The organism is Micromonospora sp. DT231 (assembly GCF_049847025.1).
Lineage (GTDB): Bacteria > Actinomycetota > Actinomycetes > Mycobacteriales > Micromonosporaceae > Micromonospora.
This window is the reverse complement of sequence record NZ_JBNCNO010000011.1, coordinates 1-22,549: the sequence shown is the minus strand read 5'-3', so window position 1 is coordinate 22,549 and position 22,549 is coordinate 1. Positions and strand designations below refer to the sequence as shown.

16 protein-coding genes are annotated in these 22,549 nt (G+C 71.4%); 8 read left to right on the top strand and 8 right to left on the bottom strand.

Annotated elements, in window-relative coordinates; genetic code table 11:
* The first annotated feature begins 72 nt into the window (after positions 1-72).
* Entirely contained in the window at positions 73-477 is a 405-nt protein-coding gene (locus ACPXBU_RS24925) for a thioesterase family protein (protein WP_357803715.1), read from the top strand.
* Complete coding sequence (locus ACPXBU_RS24920) at positions 474-1,304, top strand: MBL fold metallo-hydrolase (protein WP_425759880.1); 831 nt, start codon at positions 474-476, stop codon at positions 1,302-1,304. Before ACPXBU_RS24925 ends, ACPXBU_RS24920 begins: the two co-directional genes overlap by 4 nt.
* Here the strand turns inward: ACPXBU_RS24920 and ACPXBU_RS24915 are convergent.
* Together ACPXBU_RS24915 and ACPXBU_RS24910 are read right to left on the bottom strand one after the other, a co-directional pair.
* The gene (locus ACPXBU_RS24915; RefSeq protein ID WP_425759879.1) at positions 1,301-2,236 is read right to left on the bottom strand and encodes a carbohydrate kinase family protein; all 936 of its coding nucleotides are present in this window, start codon (positions 2,234-2,236) and stop codon (positions 1,301-1,303) included. The two genes, ACPXBU_RS24920 and ACPXBU_RS24915, sit on opposite strands and share 4 nt — an antisense overlap.
* Positions 2,237-2,349: 113 nt before the next feature.
* Complete coding sequence (locus ACPXBU_RS24910) at positions 2,350-3,501, bottom strand: XdhC family protein (protein ID WP_425759878.1); 1,152 nt, start codon at positions 3,499-3,501, stop codon at positions 2,350-2,352.
* 394 nt (positions 3,502-3,895) lie between these two features.
* Between ACPXBU_RS24910 and ACPXBU_RS24905 the strand changes: the two genes are divergently transcribed.
* Positions 3,896-4,993, top strand: a complete 1,098-nt coding sequence (locus tag ACPXBU_RS24905; protein WP_425760035.1) for a lytic polysaccharide monooxygenase — start codon at positions 3,896-3,898, stop codon at positions 4,991-4,993.
* Between the two features lie 82 nt (positions 4,994-5,075).
* On the opposite strand, the gene asnB is transcribed toward ACPXBU_RS24905, so the two are convergent.
* Complete coding sequence (gene asnB, locus ACPXBU_RS24900) at positions 5,076-7,037, bottom strand: asparagine synthase (glutamine-hydrolyzing) (protein ID WP_387202573.1); 1,962 nt, start codon at positions 7,035-7,037, stop codon at positions 5,076-5,078.
* Positions 7,038-7,165: 128 nt separating this feature from the next.
* On the opposite strand from asnB, the gene ACPXBU_RS24895 reads away from it, so the two are divergent.
* From ACPXBU_RS24895 to ACPXBU_RS24885, 3 genes are all read left to right on the top strand, one after another.
* Complete coding sequence (locus ACPXBU_RS24895) at positions 7,166-8,647, top strand: aminopeptidase P family protein (RefSeq protein WP_425759877.1); 1,482 nt, start codon at positions 7,166-7,168, stop codon at positions 8,645-8,647.
* A gap of 164 nt (positions 8,648-8,811) precedes the next feature.
* On the top strand, positions 8,812-11,115 hold the full coding sequence (locus ACPXBU_RS24890; RefSeq protein ID WP_425759875.1) for a right-handed parallel beta-helix repeat-containing protein: 2,304 nt from the start codon (positions 8,812-8,814) through the stop codon (positions 11,113-11,115).
* A gap of 301 nt (positions 11,116-11,416) precedes the next feature.
* Positions 11,417-13,069, top strand: a complete 1,653-nt coding sequence (locus ACPXBU_RS24885) for a hypothetical protein (RefSeq protein ID WP_425759874.1) — start codon at positions 11,417-11,419, stop codon at positions 13,067-13,069.
* Positions 13,070-13,151: 82 nt separating this feature from the next.
* Here ACPXBU_RS24885 and pulA read toward each other — a convergent pair whose 3' ends face one another.
* Together pulA and ACPXBU_RS24875 are read right to left on the bottom strand one after the other, a co-directional pair.
* On the bottom strand, positions 13,152-18,719 hold the full coding sequence (gene pulA, locus ACPXBU_RS24880; protein ID WP_425759873.1) for a pullulanase-type alpha-1,6-glucosidase: 5,568 nt from the start codon (positions 18,717-18,719) through the stop codon (positions 13,152-13,154).
* A 110-nt stretch (positions 18,720-18,829) separates the two neighbouring features.
* Positions 18,830-19,138, bottom strand: a complete 309-nt coding sequence (locus ACPXBU_RS24875; RefSeq protein ID WP_425759872.1) for a cellulose binding domain-containing protein — start codon at positions 19,136-19,138, stop codon at positions 18,830-18,832.
* Between the two features lie 37 nt (positions 19,139-19,175).
* Between ACPXBU_RS24875 and ACPXBU_RS24870 the strand changes: the two genes are divergently transcribed.
* The gene (locus ACPXBU_RS24870) at positions 19,176-19,565 is read left to right on the top strand and encodes a hypothetical protein (protein WP_425759871.1); all 390 of its coding nucleotides are present in this window, start codon (positions 19,176-19,178) and stop codon (positions 19,563-19,565) included.
* Between the two features lie 27 nt (positions 19,566-19,592).
* Here ACPXBU_RS24870 and ACPXBU_RS24865 read toward each other — a convergent pair whose 3' ends face one another.
* From ACPXBU_RS24865 to ACPXBU_RS24855, 3 genes are all read right to left on the bottom strand, one after another.
* Positions 19,593-20,234, bottom strand: coding sequence for a hypothetical protein (locus ACPXBU_RS24865; protein ID WP_425759870.1), 642 nt, complete (start codon positions 20,232-20,234; stop codon positions 19,593-19,595).
* A 153-nt stretch (positions 20,235-20,387) separates the two neighbouring features.
* Positions 20,388-20,777 (bottom strand): hypothetical protein, encoded by a 390-nt coding sequence (locus ACPXBU_RS24860; protein WP_425759869.1) that lies wholly within the window; start codon positions 20,775-20,777, stop codon positions 20,388-20,390.
* Between the two features lie 37 nt (positions 20,778-20,814).
* Positions 20,815-21,696: a hypothetical protein gene (locus tag ACPXBU_RS24855; RefSeq protein ID WP_425759868.1), complete on the bottom strand. Its 882-nt coding sequence runs from the start codon at positions 21,694-21,696 to the stop codon at positions 20,815-20,817.
* A gap of 19 nt (positions 21,697-21,715) precedes the next feature.
* Here ACPXBU_RS24855 and ACPXBU_RS24850 point away from each other — a divergent pair, with 19 nt between their 5' ends.
* Positions 21,716-21,904 (top strand): hypothetical protein, encoded by a 189-nt coding sequence (locus ACPXBU_RS24850; RefSeq protein WP_425760048.1) that lies wholly within the window; start codon positions 21,716-21,718, stop codon positions 21,902-21,904.
* Positions 21,905-22,549 lie beyond the last annotated feature (645 nt).

Below are 22,549 nucleotides of genomic sequence, written 5' to 3'. Positions count from 1 at the left end.
GTCCGGGGTGGGGTGCGAGCGGATCGCCGGGCGCGTGCCCGACGCCTGCACCGAGCACCTAGGCTGACGACCATGCAGGAGCAGCCCGAGCCGGCCTTCGCGCCGGGTCTGACCGCCCAGGTCGAGTTGACGGTCACCGACGCGGACACCGCCCAGGCTGTCGGTTCCGGGGACGTACCGGTGCTGGGCACTCCCCGGGTGCTCGCCCTCGCCGAGGCCGCCACCGTCGCGGCGACGGCGACCGGGATGCCGGCGGGGTCGACGACCGTGGGGACGCGCGTCGAGCTGGAGCACCTGGCGCCGACGGTTGTCGGCCGCACGGTCCGGGCGCAGGCCCTGCTGGCGACGGTCGACGGCCGTCGACTGTCGTTCGAGGTCACGGTCAGCGACGGGGACCAGACGGTGGCCCGGGGCCGGGTGGATCGGATCCTGGTGGACCGGCAACGCTTCGTCGAGCGCGCCGGACGATCGTCGTGACCGCCGGGTTCGTCGAGGTCGCCGACCGGGTGCACGTCCTTCGCGAACCACTGCTGCGGGTCAACGTCACACTTGTCGTCGGCGACGACGAGGCGCTCCTGGTGGACACGCTCTCCTCGGCCGCGCAGGCCGCCGAGCTGGCCGCCGCCGTCCGGGCGGTCACCGACCGCCCGCTGACGCTTGTCAACACCCACCACCACTACGACCACTGCTTCGGCAACGCCGTCCTGGCCGGCGACCCACCCCGCCCGGTGTACGCGCACGAGCTGGCCGCCGCGGCCCTGCGCCAGGACCCGGAGCGGCTGCGCCGGGAGGCGTACGAGGAGTTGCGCGAGGAGCATCCGGCGCTCGCCGCCGAGCTTGCCGACACCCCACTGCTCGCCCCGACGCACACCGTGCACACGGAGACGTCGCTCGACCTGGGTGGCCGGCGGGTGCTGCTGCGCCACCCGGGGCGTGGGCACACCGACGCGGACCTGGTGGTGCACGTGCCGGACGCCGACGTACTCGTCGCCGGTGACCTGGTGGAGCAGAGCGGCCCGCCCGCCTTCGAGGACGCGTACCCCCTGCGGTGGCCGGACGCGGTCGCGGACCTGCTGCGGCTGACCACCGCGCGCACGGTGGTGGTGCCGGGTCACGGCGACCCGGTGGACGTCGACTTCGTCCGCGCCCAGCATGCCGACCTGGTGCGGCTGGCCTGGTTGATCCGGGCCGCGCACACCGGCAGCGCGCCGCCGGAGCGGGTGGCCGCCGAGGCTCCCTTCGGCGCCCGCGCGGCCCTGGTCGCCGCCCGCCGCGGCTACCGGGAGCTGGACGGCGAGGTCTAGGCCGGAAAGCGACGGTCGACGTCGGCGCGGGTGGGCATGGCGGTGGCACCACCGGGTTTTTCGCAGACCAGGCCCGCCACCCGCACCGCGAACGCGACCCGCTCGACCCAACCCGCCGGGGAGTCCGGTTCGCCGTCGAGGAGCAGGTCGGCGATCAGCGCGGCCATTACCGAGTCGCCGGCGCCGGTGGCGTCGATCGCGTCGACCTTGGGGGCCGGCACCCGGACCGGGTCGGCGTCGGCGGCGGCCAGCACCGCGCCGGCCGCGCCGAGCGTCACCACGACGGTGGCCGCCCCCAACTCGCGCAGGTACGCGGCCACCCCCTCGACCGGTTCACCGGGATAGAGCAGCGCGGCGTCGGCGGCGCTCAGCTTGACCAGGTGCGCGCCGGCGGCGAACTCGGCCACCACCTGGCGGAGCCCGTCCAGGGCCTCCGGCCCGTGCAGCAGCCGGGGGCGCACGTTCGGGTCGAAGACCCGCAGGCCGGCGGCGAGCGACCAGGCACGGCGGGCGGCGGCCAGCGTGTCGGGTTGAAGCAGCACGATCGAGCCGCAGTAGAGCACGTCGGCGCCCTCCAGCAGCGCCAGGTCCAGGTCGTCGGGGCCGAGCAGTCCGTAGGACGCCGGTTCGCCGTAGAAGCGGAAGTCGGGTTCGGGACCGGCGTACGTGACCACCGCGAGCGTGGTCGGCGCCGGCACCGTCACCGCACCGGCCACCCCGACGTCGGCGGCGGTCAGGAAGGCGCGGATCCGGCCGCCCAGCACGTCGTCGCCGAGGGAGCCGACGAACTGTGCCGCACCACCGAGGCGGGCCACCCCGACGGCGACGTTGAGCGGCCCGCCGCCGATCGCCTGCCGGTAGACCCGTTCCCCGTCGCGCTCGCTGTCGAGCAGGTCGACGAGCGCCTCGCCGAGCACCACCGCGTACCCCATGCCGATCCTCCCGTCGTGGCCAGCCCACCGCCGGCCGTCGCCCGCCGAGCCGGTCGCCGTGCCACCAGGCTGGCACAGCGGGCCGCTCGGCGGGCGCCGAAGCGGCGCACGGGCTACCCCGGCCGGTGGACCGGCCCGTCGAGCGCCGCGAGGGGACGACCGCTGCCACCCCAGCGGGCCGCGACGATCTGCGCGGCCACGCTCACCGCGGTCTCCTCCGGGGTACGACCACCGAGGTCCAGCCCGATCGGGGAGGCGAGCCGGGCGAGTTGCTCCGCGTCGAGCCCCGCCTCGCGTAGCAGCTTGTGCCGCTCGTCGTGGGTACGCCGCGAACCCATCGCGCCGACGTACGCCAACCGGTGGCGCAACGCCAGTTCCAGCACCGGCACGTCGAACTTCGGATCGTGGGTGAGGACGCACACCACGGTCCGCCCGTCGGCCCGGCCCGCGTCCAACTCCGTCCGCAGGTAGCGGTGCGGCCACTGCACCACCACCTCGTCGGCCTCGGGGAAGCGCCGGGCGGTGGTGAAGACTCCTCGGGCGTCGCAGACGGTGACCCGGTAGCCGAGGAACGCGCCGATCCGGGCGACCGCGGCGGCGAAGTCGATGGCCCCGAAGACGATCATCCGAGGCGGGGTGGCGTACGCGGTCACGAAGAGGCTGACGCCGCTGCCGCGCCGCTGCCCGTGGTAGCCGTAGCGGAGCACCCCGCTGTGCCCGGCGGCGAGCAGCCCGGCGGCGTCGACGGCCGCGGCGTCGTCGAGCCGGTCGTCACCCAGCGAGCCGATCGACCGCTGGCCGGTCAGCACCAGCCGCCGCCCCAAGCGCCGAGCCGGATCGGTCGGCACCGCGCCCGGTGGATCACCGGCGTCGGCGGCCACGCAGGTGACCACCGCCGCCGGTTGGCCGCCCCGGCGGGCGGCGGCGACCGCCGCCAACTCCGGCAGGGCAGCGGGGTCGACGCGCTCCACGAACACGTCGAGGATGCCACCGCAGGTCAGACCCACGGCGTACGCGTCGTCGTCGCTGATGCCGTAGCGGATCAGCTCGGCCGCGCCGGTGTCCAGCACCCGGCGGGACCGTTCGTAGAGGTCCGCCTCGACGCAGCCGCCGGAGACGCTGCCGGTGACCGTGCCGTCGATCGCGACCGCCATCGTCGCGCCGGGCGGCTGCGGCGCGGAGCGCCAGGTGGCCACGACGGTGGCCAGGCCGACCGACTCACCGGCGCGGCACCTGCGGTGCACCTCGTCGAACACGTCCGGCACCGGCCGCCGCCTCTCCGCCTCCGTCGTCCCCGTCCGCAGGATATGGCGTTCGACGGCGGCCGGTGGGTCAACCCATCCATCGAGGAACAGCTATTGCGCGGCGCGGCGGGGCGTGGTGGGATGACGGGTACCGGGCGGTGCGAGGGCTGCCGCGCCACCGGTTGCCGGGTTCGACACACGCGAGGGCGCCGGTCCCTGACAGGACCGTTGATGGCGCGCGTCCACCGGCCGGTCTTCCGCCGGGGCACGTCGCCGTGATCGTCGCACCGTTCACTTCAGCGGGGCGAGCAGGCCACGTCCCACCCACAAGCGGGCGGACGGCTCGGGCGGCACGCCTCGCGAGTCAGGAGAACCCGTGAACCGTTCCCGTACGGCCGCGTTGCTCACCGCGGCCATGACCCTCGCGCTGGGCGCTGTCGCCCTGGCGTCCAGTCCCCAGCCGGCCGCCGCGCACGGCGCGGCGATGACGCCGGGCAGCCGCACCTACCTGTGCTGGCAGGACGGCCGCAGCCAGACCGGTGAGATCCGGCCGAACAACCCCGCGTGCTCCGCAGCGGTGGCGCAGAGCGGGGCGAACTCGCTCTACAACTGGTTCAGTGTGCTGCGCTCCGACGCTGGCGGCCGCACCACCGGCTTCATCCCGGACGGGCAGCTGTGCAGCGGCGGCGCCACCGGTTTCCGCGGCTACGACCTGCCCCGCACCGACTGGCCGCTGACCCACCTGACCTCCGGGTCCCGGCTGGACTTCAAGTACAGCAACTGGGCGCACCACCCGGGCACGTTCTACTTCTACGTGACCAAGGACAGCTGGAGCCCGACCCGGGCCCTGGCCTGGAGCGACCTGGAGCAGCCGTTCCTCACGGTGACCAACCCGCCGCAGCGCGGCGCGGTCGGCACCAACGACGGGCACTACTACTTCAGCGGCAACCTGCCGTCGGGTAAGAGCGGCCGGCACATCATCTACTCCCGCTGGGTCCGCTCGGACTCGCAGGAGAACTTCTTCGGCTGCTCCGACGTGACCTTCGACGGCGGCAACGGTCAGGTGACCGGGGTGGGCCCGGGTACCGGTTCGCCGACGCCCGACCCGACGACCCCGCCGCCGGACCCGACCACCCCGCCGCCGGACCCGACGACCCCGCCGCCGGACCCGACCACCCCGCCGCCGACCACCACCCCGCCGCCGAGCGGCGGTGACTGCATGGCGGTCTACAAGGTGAGCAGCACCTGGCAGGGTGGCTTCCAGGGCGAGGTCACGATCATGAACCACGGCAGTACGCCGTTCAACGGCTGGACCGCGAGCTGGACCTGGCCCAACGGGCAGTCGATAAGTCAGATCTGGAGCGCCACCCAGACGACGTCCGGCTCGACGGTGACGGCGACGAACGTCAACTACAACGGCACCGTCGCACCGGAGAGCACCACCACGTTCGGCTTCCTGGCCAGCAGCACAGGAACGAACGGACTCCCGACGGTCACCTGCGCCCGCAAGTAGCCGCCACCACCACCTGAAATGACCAAGAGGTTTGCGTCACCGGAACTGCTCCGGTGACGCAAACCTCTTGGTCGACAGGGTGTCAGCGGACCATCGAACCGACCACCGGCTTCGTGAGCAGGGCGGACTGGTTGCGCTGGATGCCCGGGTCGAGGGTCTTGGCCACGAAGATGGCGTGCCAGATGCAGAAGATCAACACCGTCCACACCTTGCGGGAGTGGTCGGCCTCCTCCCGCTTGTGCTCGTCGAGCAGCCGCAGCGCGTACGACAGGTCGAGCAGGTCGCCCGCGCCCGAGGTGCTCAGCACGTGCCGGGCCCACTCGTACATCTCGCCGCGCAGCCAGACCCGGGTGGGGGTCGGGAAGCCCAACTTCTTGCGGTTGACGATGGCCGGCGGCACGACACCCTGCAACGCCTGACGCATCGCGTACTTGGTGGCGTCGGAGCGCGGCGGCAGCTTCAGGTCCACCGGGATCTTCGCCGCGACGTCGAACACCTCGCGGTCGAGGAACGGCACCCGCACCTCCAGCGAGTGCGACATCGAGATCCGGTCGGCCTTGACCAGGATGTCGCCGCGCAGCCAGGTGTACAGGTCGACGTACTGCATCTTGGTGACGTCGTCCAGCTCGGTGCACTCGGCGTAGATCGGGGCGGTGACGTCGGTGTAGCGCACCGAGGGGTCGTAGCGGCGCATCAGGTGCTGCTTCTCCTCCTCGGTGAACATCCGCGCGTTGCCGTAGTAGCGCTCCTCGATCGGGGTGGTGCCCCGCTCCAGGAAGCTCTTGCCCTTGACCCCCTGCGGGATCGCCTTGGAGACCGCGCGCAGGCCCTTCTGCACCCCGCCGGGCAGACCGTTGACGGTGCCCAGCGACAACGGCTCCCGGTAGATCGTGTAGCCGCCGAAGAACTCGTCCGCGCCCTCACCGGAGAGCACCACCGTGACGTGCTCGGCGGCCTTCTTGGCCACGAAGTAGAGCGGCACCAGCGCCGGGTCGGCCACCGGGTCGTCCAGGTGCCAGACGATCTTCGGCAGCGCGTCGATCATGTCCTGCGGACCGATCTTGGTGGGGATGGTGGTGACGTCCAGGTGCCGCGCCGACTCCTGGGCGACGTCGATCTCCGAGTAACCCGGGACGTCGTAGCCGACGGTGAAGGTCAGGATGTTCGGGTTGAACTCCCGGGCCAGCGCGACCACGGCCGTCGAGTCGATGCCGCTGGACAGGAACGAGCCGACCGGCACGTCGGAGCGCATGTGCATGCGCACGCTCTCCCGCAGCGTCTCCCGGATCTCGTGGTAGAGCTTCTGCTCGTCGTCGACAGGCGCCGGCCGGAACACCGGCCGGTACCACCGGCGTACGTCGATGCGCCCACCCGGGGTCCAGTTCAGGTACTCCCCCGAACCGATCCGGCTGATGCCCTTGTGCAGGGTGCCCGGCTCCGGGACGTACTGCAGGGTCAGGTAGTGGCTGAGGCTGGCTCCGTCGACGCCCGCGTCACCCTGGTAGCTGCTGTGCGCGAACGGCAACAGCGCCTTCTTCTCCGACGCCAGGTAGAGCCCGTCGGCGGTCTCCAGGTAGTGCATCGGCTTGATGCCAAAGTAGTCGCGGGCGCCGAACGCGCGCCGCTCCTGCCGGTCCCAGATGACGAAGGCGAACATGCCCCGCAGCCGGGTGAGCACCTGCTCGCCCCAGAAGTGGTAGCCCGCCACGATCACCTCGCCGTCACCGGCCGTGGCGAACTGCGCGCCGAAGTTTCTGATCAACTCCTCGCGCAGCTCGATGTAGTTGTAGATCTCACCGTTGAAGGTGAGCAGGTAACGGCCGTTCGCGTAGGGCAGCGGCTCGTGACTCGACGCGACGTCGATGATGGCCAGCCGCTTGTGGGCGAACACGCCGTCCGCGTACCGGCCGGAAGCGTCGCCGACCACCTCGACCCCGGTCTCGTCGGGGCCGCGGTGGTGCAGGCATTCCAACGCTCCGGCGATGTGGTCGCGGTGCGCGGCGGCGTTACCGTTCGCGCTGAAGAAGGCCAGAAGTCCGCACATGGTGGTCATCTTTCCACGCGCGCTGTCGGCCCGTCGCAGCCGTCCGTCGATCCGACTCCCGGGGTCGCCACCGGGAACCGGGCGCGCGGTACCGTCGAGATCAGCAACGAGGCGGAGGGAGCGGCGCAATGACCGAGGGACAAACCGACGGTACGCCGACGGACGGCACGGAATCGCACGATCCGGACTTCCCGGAGGCGTTCCTGTCCTTCATGCGGCAGGGCTGGCGCGACACCGCGCTCCCCGTGACGCCCCGCCCGGAGACGCCCAACTACGCCAAGCGGCGTGCCGCGCTCTCCGCGGCCTTCCCGGGCGAGACGCTCGTCATCCCCACCGGCACCGAGAAGGTCCGGGCCAACGACACCGACTACCCGTTCCGGCCGGGCAGTGACTTCGCCTACCTGACCGGCGACCACGACGCCGACAGCGTGCTGGTGCTGCGCCCCAACGGCTCGGGGCACGACGCGACGCTGTACATGCGGCCCCGCTCGTCCCGGGAGACCGACGAGTTCTTCCGCAGCCGCAACGGCGAGCTGTGGGTGGGCCGGCGACACACGCTCAGCGAGAAGTCGACCGAGCTGGGCCTGCCCACCGCCGACCTGACCGGGCTGGAGGCGACGCTCGCCGACCTGGCGCCGGGGCGTACCCGGGTGTTGCGCGGGTTCGACGCCCAGGTGGACGCGGCCGTCCGCGCCTACGACGGACCGCGCGCCGAGGGCCAACCGCCCCGCGACCGGGAGCTGGCCATCGCCCTGTCGGAGATGAAGCTGGTCAAGGACGAGTGGGAGATCGGCCAACTCCAGGATGCGATCGACGCCACCGTACGCGGCTTCGAGGACGTGGCCCGGATCCTGCCGGCCGACCGCGCCGTCTCCGAGCGGCTGTTGGAGGGCGTCTTCGCGTTGCGGGCCCGCCACGACGGCAACGACGTCGGATACAGCTCGATCGTCGGCGCCGGCGAGCACGCCACGATCCTGCACTGGGTACACAACCACGGCGCCACCCGGCCGGGTGACCTGCTGCTGATGGACATGGGCGTCGAGGGCCGCAACCTCTACACCGCCGACGTGACCCGGGTGCTGCCGGTCAACGGGCGGTTCACCGCCCTGCAACGCCAGGTCTACGACATCGTGTACGCCTCGCAGCAGGCCGGAATCGACGCCATCCGCCCCGGGGTGGCGTTCAAGGACGTCCACCTGACCTGCATGCGGGTGCTCGCCGAGGGCCTGTCCGAGCTGGGCCTGCTGCCGGTGAGCGTGGACGAGGCGATGGACGAGAAGTCGACCGTCTACCGGCGGTGGACGCTGCACGGCTTCGGCCACATGCTCGGCCTCGACGTGCACGACTGCTCCAACGCGCGCAAGGAGACCTACCGCGACGGCGCGCTGGGCGAGGGCTACGTGCTCACCGTCGAGCCCGGTCTGTACTTCCAGCCGGAGGACGAGCTGGTCCCCGCCGAGCTGCGCGGCGTCGGCATCCGGATCGAGGACGACGTACTTGTCACCTCGACCGGCGCGGTGAACATGTCGGCCGCGCTGCCGCGCACCTCCGACGAGGTGGAGACCTGGCTGGCCGAGCAGCGCGAGGCAGGCCCCCGCCTGCCCGGCTGACCCGCACGAGCCCTGACCCGGCTCCAACCCGCACCGCACCGGCGTCGCCGCCGGCCGACCACCGGCCGCCGGCGACGCCGCTGCCGTTCTCGGCAAGATCCACTCGGCTTCACGGACGTCGCGCTGCCCCGACCACGCGGACGCCGCGTCATCCCTGAACCCGAGTGGATCAACCCTCCTGCCTGCCCGACCTCATCCAACCTGCGCCGAATGCGGGGTTATCTCGGATAAGTCCGCATCGCGAAGATGGTTCTCATACGGTGGGGATCAGAGGCTGCAACCCATTTGTAGCTGGTCGTGGCGCCTCGGGCGGTGCGATCCCGTCTGGTAGCAGGAAAGGGCGGAAGGCTCTGATGTCCAACGACGTAACGAGTACCGACGGCGGGGCCTCGGCGGCTCCGCCGACACGACGACGGCGGGCGCTCTGGGTCGCCGGCGTGGCTGGGCTGACCGGCGTGGTGGGCCTGGCGGCTCTCGGCGGCGTGGCCGCTCGGGACGACAAGCCCGCCTCCAACCGGGCGTCCGACACGCAGCCGTCGACAAATCGGCAGACCGTCAGCGACTCCGCTGGCACGAAGGACGACGGTGCCAAGAAAGACGGCGCCCACGAGGACGGCGGTCGGGACGACGACTGGAGCGGCGACGATTGGAGCGGCGACGGCGACCGGTCGGGCCGGGACGCCACGCACGAGGAGAAGGACCGCGGCAGGCAGGTCCCGTGCGACAGCGACAGACTGATCCAGGCGATCACCTTCGCCAACAACGAGGACGGCGGGGTGCTGGAACTGGCCAAGGGCTGCACCTACACGCTGACCCGCAACCAGGACGGCAACGGCCTCCCGGTGATCACCGAGAACATCACCCTCAAGGGCGAGCACACCACCCTCGGCCGTGAGGCCACCGCCGACTACTTCCGCATCCTCAACGTCGGCCCCGGCGGGCACCTCACCCTCAAGGGCCTGAGCATCAGGGGCGGCCAGACCCTTCAGGAATCGGTGACCGCCGACCCGGCCACGGTCTGGGCACCCTACTCGGCCCGGTCCGTCGCGGCCGGCACGGCGCCCAAGCCTGCGGTCACCACCGCGCCCGCCGGCACGCCGGCCTCGGCGTCCACCGCAAAGGCGGCAGCGGCAGCCAAGCCGGCGGCGGCTACGGCCGCCAAGCCCAGCGCGGCAACAACGGCCGCCAAGCCCACGGCTGCAAAGCCCACGGGGACAACGGCCGCGGGGACAACGGCCGCCAAGCCCACCGCGGCCACACCCACGACGGGTGCCAAGACCTCGACGGCAGCGGTCAAGGCCAGTGAAGCCGCAGCGGTCAAGGCCACTGAGGCCAAGGCCACAGCGGTCAAGGCCGCTGAAGCCGAAGCCAAGGCCACAGAAGCCAAGGCCGCAGCGGTCAAGGCCACAGCGGTCGAGGCCACAGCGGTCGAGGCCGCAGCGGTCGAGGCCGCAGCGGTCGAGGCCGCAGCGGTCAAGGGCGCTGGAGCCGAGGCCGCAGCAGCCAAGGCCAACGCCGCGGTAACGGCCGCCACGCCGGTAGCCGCGGTGGCGACGCCGGCGCCGGCCGGGGCTGCGGTGGTGCCGCTGGTGGAGGAGCCCGGGTTCAACGACGGGGCCGGGGTGCTGGTGCAGCCCGGTGGACGGGCGGAGATCCTGGAGAGCGAGTTGCTCTACAACCAGTCCGGCGGCAACGGCGGTGGGCTGGCCAACTTCGGCAGCACCAGGCTCAGCAAGACGACTGTCGCGCACAACACCGCCTTCTTCGTCGGCGGCGGCATCTTCAACGCCGGCGTACTCCAGGTCGACGAGTCGAAGATCAAGGACAACACCGCAATCATCGGTGGCGGTGGCATCTCCAACGGCGCGCCGGCGATTCGCAGCGAGGGCGTTGTGGGCGGTTCGGTCTGGGTCTACAAGAGCGAGGTCACCGACAACGAGACGCTCGGCTTCGGCGGCGGCGTGCTGGATGTCGAGGGCACCACGACGTTGCACCAGACGACTGTCAGTGACAACAACGCGGTGATCGAGGGTGGTGGCGTCGCGGTGGCGGACAGCCAGCTCACCCTCAAGGACGCCACGGTGGCCAAGAACAGCGCGGCTCGCGACGGTGGCGGCGTGTTCGTGACCTCCGACAGCGTCGCGACGATCGAGAACAGCAGGATCAAGGACAACACCGCGGGCTCCGGCGGCGGCGGCCTCTTCAACGAAGACGGCGTCACCACGCTGCGCGACAGCGAGGTGGTGGGCAACCGGGCCGTCGGTCCGTTCGCCCGCGGCGGCGGGATCGTCAACGACGAGGGGAGCGAGGTCAGGCTCCACCGGACGACGGTCGCGCACAACTTCTCCACCCTGGAGCCGGGGGGCATCTTCAACAGCATCGGCGGCACCGTGACGCTCGACGACGAGTCCGCGGTCACTGCCAACCGCCCGACCAACTGCTTCAACGTTTCGGACTGCTTCGCCTGATCGGGTGGGGCTGAACCACATAGAGAGGGCACGCCCCTCCGGCCGGTTGCGGTCCGGAGGGGCGTGCCTGTTTAGGCAGCTCAGGGGGCCTGCGGTCGGTCTTGGGGCTCGTGTGCCGGGCCGAGGCGTCCACGACGCCGTGGACGGCATATGAACCGAATGTGGGGTTCTCTCGGATAAGCCCGCGAGGCGAGGAACCTTCTCATACGGTGGTTTTGGGAGCTACAACCGATTTGTAGCAGGGGACACCCGTCTGACGGCGGCGACCCTGTCTGGTACGAGGAGAGGGCAGAGAGCTCCGATGTCCAACTACCTAACGAACAACGAAGCCTCCGGGCGGGCGACGGCCAAACGCCGTCGCAAGCTCTGGCTCGCCAGTGGCGTGGCCGGTTTGACGGGCGTGATCAGTCTCGCGGCGGTGGGCGTCGCGGGCAGCGCCGGAGCGGTCGGCCTGAACTGGAACACCGCGCAGGTCAGCAAGGACGGCGACCAGCGGGGTGACGAGGGGCGCGACTGGGACAAGGACAAGGACCGGGACAAGGACAAGGACCGGGACAAGGACAAGGACCGGGACAAGGACCACGAGCGCGGGAAGGAGGTGCCCTGCGACACCGACAAGCTGATTCAGGCCATCGTGTTCGCCAACAACAAGCACGGCGGTGTGCTGGAGCTGGCCAAGGGCTGCACCTACAACCTGACCCGCAACGACTACGAGGGCAACGGCCTCCCGGTGATCACGGAGAACATCACCCTCAAGGGTGAGCACACCACGATCTCCCGGGAAGCAACTGCCGACTACTTCCGCATCCTCAACGTCGGCGCCGGTGGTCACCTCACCATCAAGGGCCTGACCATCAAGGGCGGCCAGACCCTCGAACTGTTCAACGGTGTCGAGCCGAACGCCGTCTGGGCCGCCTACTCGGACTCCGAGGCGCTCGCCGCGCAGGTGAAGGCGGGCACCCCGTTGACCCAGGCGCTCACCGTCCGGCAGGCCAACCCGAAGGCGGGCCTGAAGGCCGCGCCGAAGGTCACCAAGAAGGTCACGCCGGGCGTCGTCACGCCGCTCGTCGAGGAGCCCGAGGAGAACGACGGCGCCGGAATCCTGGTCCAGCCGGGCGGCACCGCCGAGATCCTGGAGTCCGAGGTCGTCCTGAACCAGTCGGGCGGCAACGGCGGTGGTGTGGCCAACTTCGGCACCACGAAGATCTGGCACAGCACCGTCACCCGTAACACCGCCTTCTTCTTCGGTGGCGGCGTCTTCAACGCCGGCCTGCTCAAGGTCGAGGAGTCGAAGATCACCGACAACACCGCAGTCATCGGTGGTGGCGGTATCTCCAACGGCGCCGCGGAGATCTTCACCGACGACGTGGACGGCGGAACGGTCGAGCTCAAGAAGGCCGAGATCACCGACAACGAGACGCTCGGCTTCGGTGGTGGCTACCTCGACATCGAGGGCAACACCACGGCGTACGAGACCAAGTTCGCCTCGAACACCGCGGTGCTCGCTGGTGGCGGTATCGCCGCGGCGGACAGCCAGCTGAACCTGCACAACGTCACTGTGGAGAAGAACAGCACCGCCGGCGTCGGTGGCGGTGTGGCCATCGCCTTCGACAGCGTGGTCACGTTCGAGAAGAGCAACATCAAGGACAACACCGCCGGCTTCTTCGGCGGCGGGCTCTTCAACGCCGACAGCGTCACCACGCTGCGCGACAGCGAGGTTGTCGGCAACCGGGCCGTGGGCCCGATCGGGGTCGGCGGCGGCATCTTCAACATCTTCGGCGAGGTCAACCTGTCGAAGACGAAGGTCGCCCACAACTTCTCCACCTTCGAGCCGGGCGGTGTCTTCAGCTTCTTCGGAGAGGTGAACGTGGACGACAAGTCCGCCATCACCGCGAACCGTCCGACCAACTGCCTGGCCATTCCGGGCGGCACCATCGAGAACTGCTTCGCCTGATCAACCGGCACAGCACCAAGGGTGACAAGCACAACGGACCGGCCCCCTTCCGCACCACGCGGAAGGGGGCCGGTTCACGTCGTCACCTCTGCACGAACACCGCCACGCTGCGCGCCGGTACGGTGAACGTGCCGGCCGCCCGGTCGAACGAGGCGGTACGCAGCACCTCGTCGGCCGACTCGACGAGCACCGGGTGCAGTGCCACGTCCGCACCGCGAAGTCCGGTGACGGTCTGGGTGGCCGCCGACGGGGTGCCGTTGAAGACGACAGTCACCGACGTCCACGCCCCGCCCAGCCCGCGGGCGTCAAGCGTCATGGTCAGCACGGCCGGCGTCTCCTGCTCACCGGACAGCGGGAACGCCACCCGCCGCTGCACCTGCTCGGCGGTGGCCAACCCGAACACCGGCGACGACGCCCGAATGCGCAGCAGCTCGGCGTACCGGGCGTTCGTGGTGTCGATCGCCGCGCAGTCCGGCACCAGCGCCGGGTCCGCCAGCAGGGGCACCGCGTACGGCCACTTGTCCTCGTTGTCGGGCGCGGGCGGCAGGCCGGCGCCGAACCCGTTGCCCCGCTCGCATCCCCAGCGGATCTGGTTGAACCAGTCGCCGGAGTTGTACGAGTTGCGGTCCAGCGACTTCGACCGCAGCCGTTCGGTGCCGGCGGTGACGAACCCGGTGCCCTGTCCCAGCACCACCGTGCCCAGCGCCAGCACCTGCATCCGGGAGCGGTCGGCCGCCGAGGTGGCCTGCGGCAGCTTGTACGCCAGCGCGTCGTACAGGATCTCGTTGTCGTGCGCGTCGACGTAGGTGACGGCCTCCCCCGGCGCGGCGGTGTACCCGGCCGGGGAGCCGTTGTAGTCCACCTGCGCCCCGGTGACCTGCCGCCCGGCGGTGTCGGTGAACCGGTAGCCGCGCAGGTTGCCGGTCAGACCCACCTTGATCAGGTCGTGGGCGTGCAGCAGGCGGGCCTTCTGCTCGGCCGGTGACCCGTTGACGTCGTCGCCGTTCGGGTCGGTGTAGAGCCCCGACGCGAAGCCCTGCGCCCGCGGGTTGGCGTCGAACGGCCCACCGCCGCGCACGGCATCCCGCAGCCGGTCGTTGAAGGTGCCGATGCCGGTGCCGGCCATGTTGGCCTGGGTGGCCTGCACGAACCGGGCGTCGTTGGCTACCTCGCCGAAGTTCCAGCCCTCGCCGTAGAGCAGGATCGACCGGCCGTCCACGCCGTCGCGGGCGACTGTCAACCGGTCCAACGCCCGGCGTACGGCCAGGATGTTCGCCTTCGGGTGGTGACCCATCAGGTCGAACCGGAACCCGTCCACCCTGTACTGCCGCGCCCAGGTGACGAGCGAGTCGACGACCAGCTTGCCCATCATGGCGTGCTCGGGGGCGGTGTTGGCACAGCAGGTGGAGTTGGCGACCGTGCCGTCCTCCACCAACCGGTGGTAGTAGCCGGGCACCACCTGGTCGAGCACCGACTTCGGGTCGGTGCCGGCCGCGGCCGTGTGGTTGTAGACCACGTCCATCACCACCCGCAGCCCGGCGTCGTTCGCCCCGGCGACCATCCGCCGGAACTCGGTGGTCCGCGCCGCGCCGGCCGGGTCGACGGCGTAGCCGCCCTCCGGCACGGTGTAGTGCAGCGGGTCGTACCCCCAGTTGTAGCCGTCGGTGTCGGCGACCGCCGCCACGCACGTCTGCTGTTCGGCGGAGTCCGGCGGGAGCGCGGCCAGGTCGCAGGCCGGCTGACGCTGGTCGGCCCGCCGCTCCGGGATCGTCGCGAAGTCGAACGCCGGCAGCAGGTGCAGGTGGGTGACACCGGCGTCGCCGAGGGCCCTCAGGTGGGTCATGCCGGCGGTCTTCGGGTCGGTGAAGGCGAGGAACGTGCCCCGCCGCTCGGCCGGCACGGTCTCGTCGGCGATGGAGAAGTCCCGCACCGACAGCTCGGTGATCTGCGCCTTCGCCGCCGGCACCGAGGCCGGTTTGCGCAGCGTCCCCCAGCCCGCCGGGGCCAGCGCCGGGTCGTTCAGGTCGACGAGCTGGCTGTGCGTGGAGTCCGCCGCCAGGGCCACCGAGTACGGGTCGGTCACCACGGCGGTGACCATCTTCTGCGCGGCGGGCTGCCACGCCTGCACCTCGTACCTGTAGTACCTGCCCACCCAGGCGGCGGTGCCGCGCGCCGACCAGACACCGGTGCGGTCGTCGCGGCGCATCGGCACGATCCTGGGCGACGCGCTCGGCGAGTCGAACAGGTGCAGCCGCACGGTCCGCGCGGTCGGCGCCCACAGCGCCAGGCTCGGCGTCCGGCCGTCGAACGTCGGGCCGAGGGTGGCGTCGGTGGCCCGGGAGTACACGTCGTCGAGCACCCCGGGGATCTGCACACCCGTCGCCGCGAGCAGGGCACCCTTCGCGTCGCGCTCGGTGACGAGCACCTGCCCCCGCAGCGCCGCCGGGACCTTCGCCAGGTCGCGTCGATCAAGGGCGAAGCTACGGTACGACCACAGGTGCGGGAATCTGTCGCGTTGCGCCTCGGTGAGCCCGTTGCGCTGCGCCCGCAACGGCAACGTGGTGTACGCCCCGCTCAGCTCCCCGTCGACCACGCTGACCCCGCCGGTGGGCGCGGCGACGAGCGCGTACGTCCTGCCGTCGGTCGGCGGTGTCTGCCACGCCACCGTGGACCTGTCGATCCAGTGCGCCTTCTGCTTGCCGATGTCGGTGTCCCCGCCCGCGGTGGTCGCCGTCTTCGGCAGCAACCGCCCCGGCGTGGCGGCGAGCAGCCACACCTCCCGGCCGGCGCCGCCCAGGTCGAGTCGCTGATCGTCGGGCAGGTCCTTGGTGTCGCCGTTGTGGATGATGTAGTTCAGCCCGGTCGCGCCGGCGGCCAGCGGCACCCGGAACACCGCCCCGAACGCGTCGGTCCCGGTGGGCTTCAGTGGCGTCGACCACTCGGTCGGGTTGGCCGCGCCGTCCCACACGTGCAGACCCCAGCCGTCGTAGGTGTTGTCGGCCCGCCGGTAGTGGATGACCGCGGTGCCCTCCTCGACCGGCGGGTCCGGCTCACCGGTGGCCGCCTGCCGGCTCGGGTAGACGGCCGGGTCGCCCTGTTTCAGCCAGACCTCGCCGGTCCGGGTGACGTCGATGCTGCGGTCCTGGGCGACGTCCTTCGTGCCGGCCTTGTCGACAACGAGGAAGTTCACCGACGTCGCGCCCGGCTTCAGTTTCACCCAGGCGAACCGGCCGTAGGAGTCCTCCCCGGCGAACGGCTGCCCCTTCGGCCACTCGGTGACGTACGCCGGGTCGATGTCCCCCCAGGCGTACAGCCCCCAGTCGTCGTACCCACCCGCGGGGCGCTGGTAGTGCACCACCGCCCACTCCCGGGAAGCGCCCTGCGGAGGCGTACCCACGGTGGCGGTGGACCGGGCGGTCGCGGTACGACCCCGGCCGTCACGGACCACCGCCTTGTACTCGACCCGGGTGCCGCCGGCCAGGCCGGTCAGGTCGTGCTGCACGGTGTACGGCGCGTGGTCGGCGCTGCCCAGCACCGTCCACCGCCCACCCGCGACCCGGGCGGCGACGGTGACGGTGGCGAGGGGGTCACCGGTGACCTGGGCGGTGACCGCCGCCCGGGTGGCGACCGGCGCGTCCGGGGCGGGAGAGGTGATGGTGACGGTCGGCTTGCCGGCCGCCTGCGCGACGGGGGTGCCGGCCCGGTAGACCACCGCCGACAGCGGCGGCACGGTAAGGGTCAGCCTGCCGTCGGCGCCAGTCTGTTCGCCGCTCGCGCTGCCGGCCTGTTCGCGGCTCGCGCTGCCAGTCTGTTCGCCGCTCGCGCTGCCGTAGATGCCGGTGAAGGTGGCGCCGGCCGACCAGGTGTCCACGGTGACAGTCTGCGCGGTGTCGGCGTTGTTGACCGCCACCACGTACTCGGTGCGGTCGGCGGGGGCGATCCGGGAGGCGGCGAACACCCCCGGGCCGTCGGCGGCGTACCGGGTGACCTGCACGCCGTCGCGCAGGGCAGGGTGCTCCTGGCGCAGCCGGCCCAGCTCGGCGATGGTCCGGTACAGCGGGTGGTCGGTGTCGAACTGGTCGCTGCCGTGGGTGCGGTCGGTGCCGAGCAGGTCGTCGTCGAGGTAGTCGGGCACCAACGATGCGAACATGTCCTGCCGGGCGTCCTTGTCCCCGCCGGGCCCGGTGAAGCCCTGCTCGTCGCCGGAGTAGATCACCGGTTGGCCGCGGGTCAGGAACATCAGTTGGTGCGCGAGCTGGTCGCGGCGCAGGTGACTGGCCGGGTCGGTGCCACCGCCGGCGACGAACGAGCCGATCCGGCCCATGTCGTGGTTGCCGAGGAAGGTGGTCAGCCGGCCGGCGTCGGTGTCCCGGGCGGCGTAGAGGTCGTCGCGGGCGTACACGTCGGCGAGCGCCCGCGCCGAGCCGGCGCCTGTGGTGTAACCGCGCGCGGCCTCCTGGAAGGCGAAGTCGAGGGTGGCCGGCAACCCACCCTGACGGACGTAGCGGGAGCTGATCTCCGGGTCGGCGCTGTACACCTCACCGAACATGAAGAAGTCCTTCTTGCCGGCCTTCTCGGCGGCCCGCTGGATGCCCTGGCTGAACTGCGGCCAGAACTCCATGTTGACGTGCTTCACGGTGTCCAGCCGGAACCCGTCGACGCCGATCGCGCCGATCCAGTCCCCGTACGCCTTGGTCAGCCCCCGCACCACCTCGGGGCGCTCGGTCCACAGGTCGTCGAGGCCGAAGAAGTCGCCGTACTCGCTGTTCTCGCCCGCGAAGGTCGAGTCCCCCCGGTTGTGGTACATGGTCGCGTCGTTCAGCCACGCCGGTACCTTGACGCTCGCGTCACCCGGCTCGGGAAGAACCGGGGTGTACGGGAAGGACTCCTTGTCGACCGGCGGGAACGCGCGGCTGCCGTCGGCGTAGTTGCGGTCCTCGAACGCCCGCCCCTGCGCGTCGGTGTACGGCGAGGTCGCCTTGTCCACGTACGCGTAGGAGTTCTCGGCGTACTTGATCACGTCGGCGGTGTGGTTGACGATCACATCGAGGTAGATCTTGATGCCACGCCGGTGGGCGAGTGTGACCAGCCGCTTCATGTCCTCGTTGGTGCCGAAGTGCGGGTCCACCTGGGTGAAGTCGGTGATCCAGTAGCCGTGGTAGCCGGCCGAGATGTCGTTGCCGGCGCCCTGCACCGGCCGGTTCTTGAAGACCGGGGCGAGCCAGATGGCAGTGGTGCCCATCCCCTGGATGTAGTCCAGCTTGTCGATGACGCCCTTGAGGTCACCGCCGTGGTAGAAGCCCTTGTCGGTCGGGTCGAGCCCGGTCCGCAACCGGTCACCGGTCAGGCCGCCCCGGTCGTTGCGGGGGTCGCCGTTGGCGAACCGGTCCGGCAGCACGAAGTAGAACTGCTCGGCCCGCGCCGAGTTCCCGCCCGCCTTCAGCAGCGCCTCGGTGGAGGGTTCGGTACGCCACTGCACCGCTCCGGTGCCGGCCTTCGTGTCGGTGCCGGCCAACGTGTCGGTGCCGGACGGCCGGGGGTCCGTGGCGGCGCCGGGCCGGTGCGCGGCGACCGGAGTGCCGACGAGCGTGAGGGTGAGCAGAGGGACGAGAGCCAGCAGGGCGGAACGCGGTATCGGCGAGGGTTTCATCGACGCCTTCCTCTGGTCGCTGATGCGCCGCACGCTAACCCTTGCCGAAACATTCTGCAATCACTTGCAAACACGGTCGCAACACAGCAGCATCCTTGCGGAAGGGCCGCTCAGAATCCGCTACAGCGCACGCCGTCGACCGTGCAGACCCGCGGGGTGCTGGACGTCCGCTCCAGGTGGAACCGCAACGACACCGCACCGCCGGGCCGCACGTCCACCCCACTGACGTAGGTGAAACCGTCGCCGGACTGACGAAGCGTCCCCTGCGGCACACCCTCCACCCAGGTGGTCACCAACCGCCCACCGGAGAACTCCAACCGGACCGTCCAACCACGACTCACGGCGGACCCGTTGACCATCGCCACCTCGCCGATGAAACCGCCGTCGAAGCTCTGCACCACCCGGTACCGCCCGCTCATCGCCGGCTGCCCCTGCGGCGCCCCACTCGGTGACCGCGTGACCACCGGCGCACCCCCCGTCGCGCCGGCAGACGCGCCGACCGACGGTGACCGCGACCCGGACGGGGTGCTCGGCGGCAATCCACTCGCCCGCCCGGACAACCCCGGCCGCACCGGCGGGGGCGACGACGACGCCGGGCCGGGAGCGCTCGACGCACCCACGCCCGTGGGCAGCGGCACCACCGGCGGCACCGGCGCGCCGTCCGGCGCGGGACTACGCCCCCGGTACGCGCCCAGAGCCATGAAGAGCAGGACCACCATCACGAGGACACCAGCGCCCACCACGATCCAGGGCGACGACACGATCGCAGCCGGACCGTGCGACAGTCGCGGGGCACGACGCATGCCGGACATGTACCTCCCTCAGCGCACCGTCCGGGCAGCCTAGCGATCGGCGGCCGGAGCCGGAAGCGGCTCAGCCGAGTCGACAGTCGACCCCGTTGATCGTGCACCGGAGCGGCCGTTGCGCCGACTCACCCCAGCCGACGCGCAGCCGCAGCGTCCGGGAGTCACCCGCCTCCAACGAACGCGTGCCACGCACCACGAACCTGCCGTCCCCCCGACCCCGCACCGAGATGCCCGAGTCGTCGGTGATCCGCAGAGCCCACAGGTCGTCGTCGAACGCCAGCTCCACGAGCCAGTCCACCGACCGACTCGACTCGTTCACGATCGACAGCACCGCGGCGTCACCGTCCCAGCCGTTCGTACCGACCTGGTAGCGGGCACCCACCGCGCCGTCCGCCGGCACGACCGACGCCGTCGGCACGACCGGCACCGCCGACGCGCTCGTCCGTCCCGGAGTCGGTGCGCCGGTCACGGTGGCCCGCGGCGACGGCGCCCGACTACTGCGCGACGGCCGCGGCGACACAGAGCGCCGCTCCACGGCGGCCGGAGTCGGCCCGCCGGTGGCCGACGCGGCGGCCGGCACGGTCGGCAGGAACACCGAAGGCGCGGCCCGCGGCGCGGCGTCCCGCTCCCTGGTCCGGAACGACAGCAGCGCGATCACCAGGAGCACCACGAGCGCACACACACCGAGCAACACCACGACCCACGGCATCGACGCCAACAATCGCGCAGCTCGTGACCCTGCCGCACCGTCCGGCCGCACCGCCATCAGGTCTCCCCTCGTCCCACCGAGGCGACAGCGTAGCCAGCACCGTACCCAGCGGAAACCCGGCGGGTACGGATCGGGCCAACCGGCCCGGGTCGGTCAGCCCGTCCGGACAACCGTGCAGATCAGTGGTCCACCATCCGCGAGCCGCAGCAGGTACCGGTACCGCTCCCCCGGCACCGCCTGCCCGCGACTGTCCAGGAACTCCCACTCCACGGCCACCATCGTCAACGACGCGGACAGCGGCTGCACGTCCTCGATCCGGGCGTGGGCCGCGACCAACTCCCGGTCCTGGTAGTCGGGCGCGGCACCCACGAAGGACAGCGCCACCGCCGCCGCGGACGTGAACGAGAAGCTGTAGGTGTCGGCCACCACCAACCCCGGCAGGGCGTAACAGCCAGCGATGGCCGGCAGGTCGCCGGAGGTCAACGCCACGCCGTACCTGTCGAAGAAGTCGGCCAACGTGTCAAGATCCGTGGAGGCGGTCACGGTCACAGCAGTTGCCAGTCACCGCCCAGGTCAAACCTCAGCGCGGCGGCACCCGTACCTCGATCTCCGAACCCAACCGGGCGTCGGCGGCCAGGCCAAGGTCGTCCCCACTCCAGAACCGCCCCGGGTCATACCAGTTCGGACGCCGCCCCGCCGGCAGCAACCCCATGGCTTCATAGGTCACCGCCACCACCTCGGCGCAGTACGCCGTCTCCAACGCCCGGTCCCGCTCCCCCGCCGAGGTGGCCGTGCTCCCGGGGGTGGCCGGGCTACCGGGGGCGGTCGGGCTCCCGGGGGCGGCCGGGCTGCCGGGGGTGGCCGGGCTGCCGGGGGTGGCCGGGGTTGGTCCCGGGGTTGGCGCAGGTGTTGGCCGAGCGGGGCGCGCCAGCGCGGACAGGCGACCGGCGAGCGGCAGCGCGGACAGGCGGCCGGGAAGCGGCAGCGCGGACAGGCGGCCGGGAAGCGGCAGCGCGGACAGGCGGCCGGGAAGCGGCAGCGTCGGCACCCGACCACGTACCCAGCGCCACGCCAACTGCGCCGTCGACGGGAACGGCGTGCCGTCCAACCGCGCGATCGTCCGCAGCACCGCCCGCTCCATCTCAGCGTCGGCCGGCGGGTCGAGCTGCCGCAGCCAGGCCCGTTGGCCGTACCTGTTCGCCCAGACGCAGACGGCGTCCCGCAGGTCGTGCAGTTGGACGCCGCGCTGGTGGGTGCCCGACCACAGGTCCGGCAACGACCTGCCCAGCTCCGCGTGCCACATCAACGGGGGCATGTCGTCCAGCACGACCGCCATCCCGACGTGGTTGACCGGACTGTTGGTAAGGGACTGGATCGCCCGGTCCGGCACGCTGCGACCCCGGAACACCCACACGTCTCCGGTACGGGTCAACTCGACGGCCTCATCCAGGCTGATGCTCATGAGGGACTAGCCTAGGCCGATGCGGCAAGGATTGCGGTGGTGGAAGGTCCTCGGGCTGGCCGGCCTCGCTGGCGTGGCGGCCTCCGGCGTGGTCATCGCGCGGGCCGAACGACGTCGGCGCGCGTACACCCCGGAGGAGATCCGGCAGCGCCTGCGGGAACGGCACGCCCAGGCCGGCGACGCGGCAGAGCGCCGCGACCCCGCCTGACCACCTCCGCCCTCTCTGGACGGTCCACCTGCCCCCAGCGGCGGATCCCCGGCGCAAACCACGCATTCGGGCATGATCCACTCGCGTTTCATGATGTCGGGGTGTCTCCGGCGCCGGGACACCGCGCTTTCACCAAACCCGAGTCGATCAAGCTGGAGAGGCTGCCGAATCGGAGGGTGCTCAGCGGGCGAAGTGGTGCCCTGTCTGGTTTGTCTGGTTTACCAGCGGGTGTCGGGCGGTCGGGCCGTCTCCGGGGCGGAATCGTCGGCCGGGCGGGGTCGTTATACCTGGCACGCCACGGCGACCATCAAGTCCTGGTGCCCGGCCTCCACCGCTGACGAGTCCCGAGTGCGCGACCTCGGCCGGGAACACCCGGCAGGCCGCCCCGGTTACATCCCCCGCACCGCCAAGTGCCACAACGGCCGGGCCCCGGTAAGGCGGAATGCGCAGCCGGTCCGGACGGTTACACCACCACACGGCCGAGCACCCCTGACAGCCGAGGGCCCCTGACAGCCGAGCACCCCTGACGGCCGAGGGCCCCTGACAGCCGAGCCGCCGGCTAGGCGGCATGACCCGCCAGCCCGCACCGTTACACCCCCGCCCGACGCCGGCCCCTCCAGGGCTGCCGGGCACGAACTTCCCCGC

Excerpts from the sequence above, each read along its gene's own strand:
- ACPXBU_RS24925 (WP_357803715.1), top strand. The coding sequence starts at position 73 with ATGCAGGAGCAGCCCGAGCCGGCCTTCGCGCCGGGTCTGACCGCCCAG.
- ACPXBU_RS24915 (WP_425759879.1), bottom strand. The coding sequence starts at position 2,236 with ATGGGGTACGCGGTGGTGCTCGGCGAGGCGCTCGTCGACCTGCTCGAC.
- ACPXBU_RS24905 (WP_425760035.1), top strand. The coding sequence starts at position 3,896 with ATGACCCTCGCGCTGGGCGCTGTCGCCCTGGCGTCCAGTCCCCAGCCG.
- asnB (WP_387202573.1), bottom strand. The coding sequence starts at position 7,037 with ATGTGCGGACTTCTGGCCTTCTTCAGCGCGAACGGTAACGCCGCCGCG.
- ACPXBU_RS24895 (WP_425759877.1), top strand. The coding sequence starts at position 7,166 with ATGACCGAGGGACAAACCGACGGTACGCCGACGGACGGCACGGAATCG.
- ACPXBU_RS24885 (WP_425759874.1), top strand. The coding sequence starts at position 11,417 with ATGTCCAACTACCTAACGAACAACGAAGCCTCCGGGCGGGCGACGGCC.
- pulA (WP_425759873.1), bottom strand. The coding sequence starts at position 18,719 with ATGAAACCCTCGCCGATACCGCGTTCCGCCCTGCTGGCTCTCGTCCCT.
- ACPXBU_RS24875 (WP_425759872.1), bottom strand. The coding sequence starts at position 19,138 with ATGAGCGGGCGGTACCGGGTGGTGCAGAGCTTCGACGGCGGTTTCATC.
- ACPXBU_RS24865 (WP_425759870.1), bottom strand. The coding sequence starts at position 20,234 with ATGCCGTGGGTCGTGGTGTTGCTCGGTGTGTGTGCGCTCGTGGTGCTC.
- ACPXBU_RS24855 (WP_425759868.1), bottom strand. The coding sequence starts at position 21,696 with ATGAGCATCAGCCTGGATGAGGCCGTCGAGTTGACCCGTACCGGAGAC.
- ACPXBU_RS24850 (WP_425760048.1), top strand. The coding sequence starts at position 21,716 with ATGCGGCAAGGATTGCGGTGGTGGAAGGTCCTCGGGCTGGCCGGCCTC.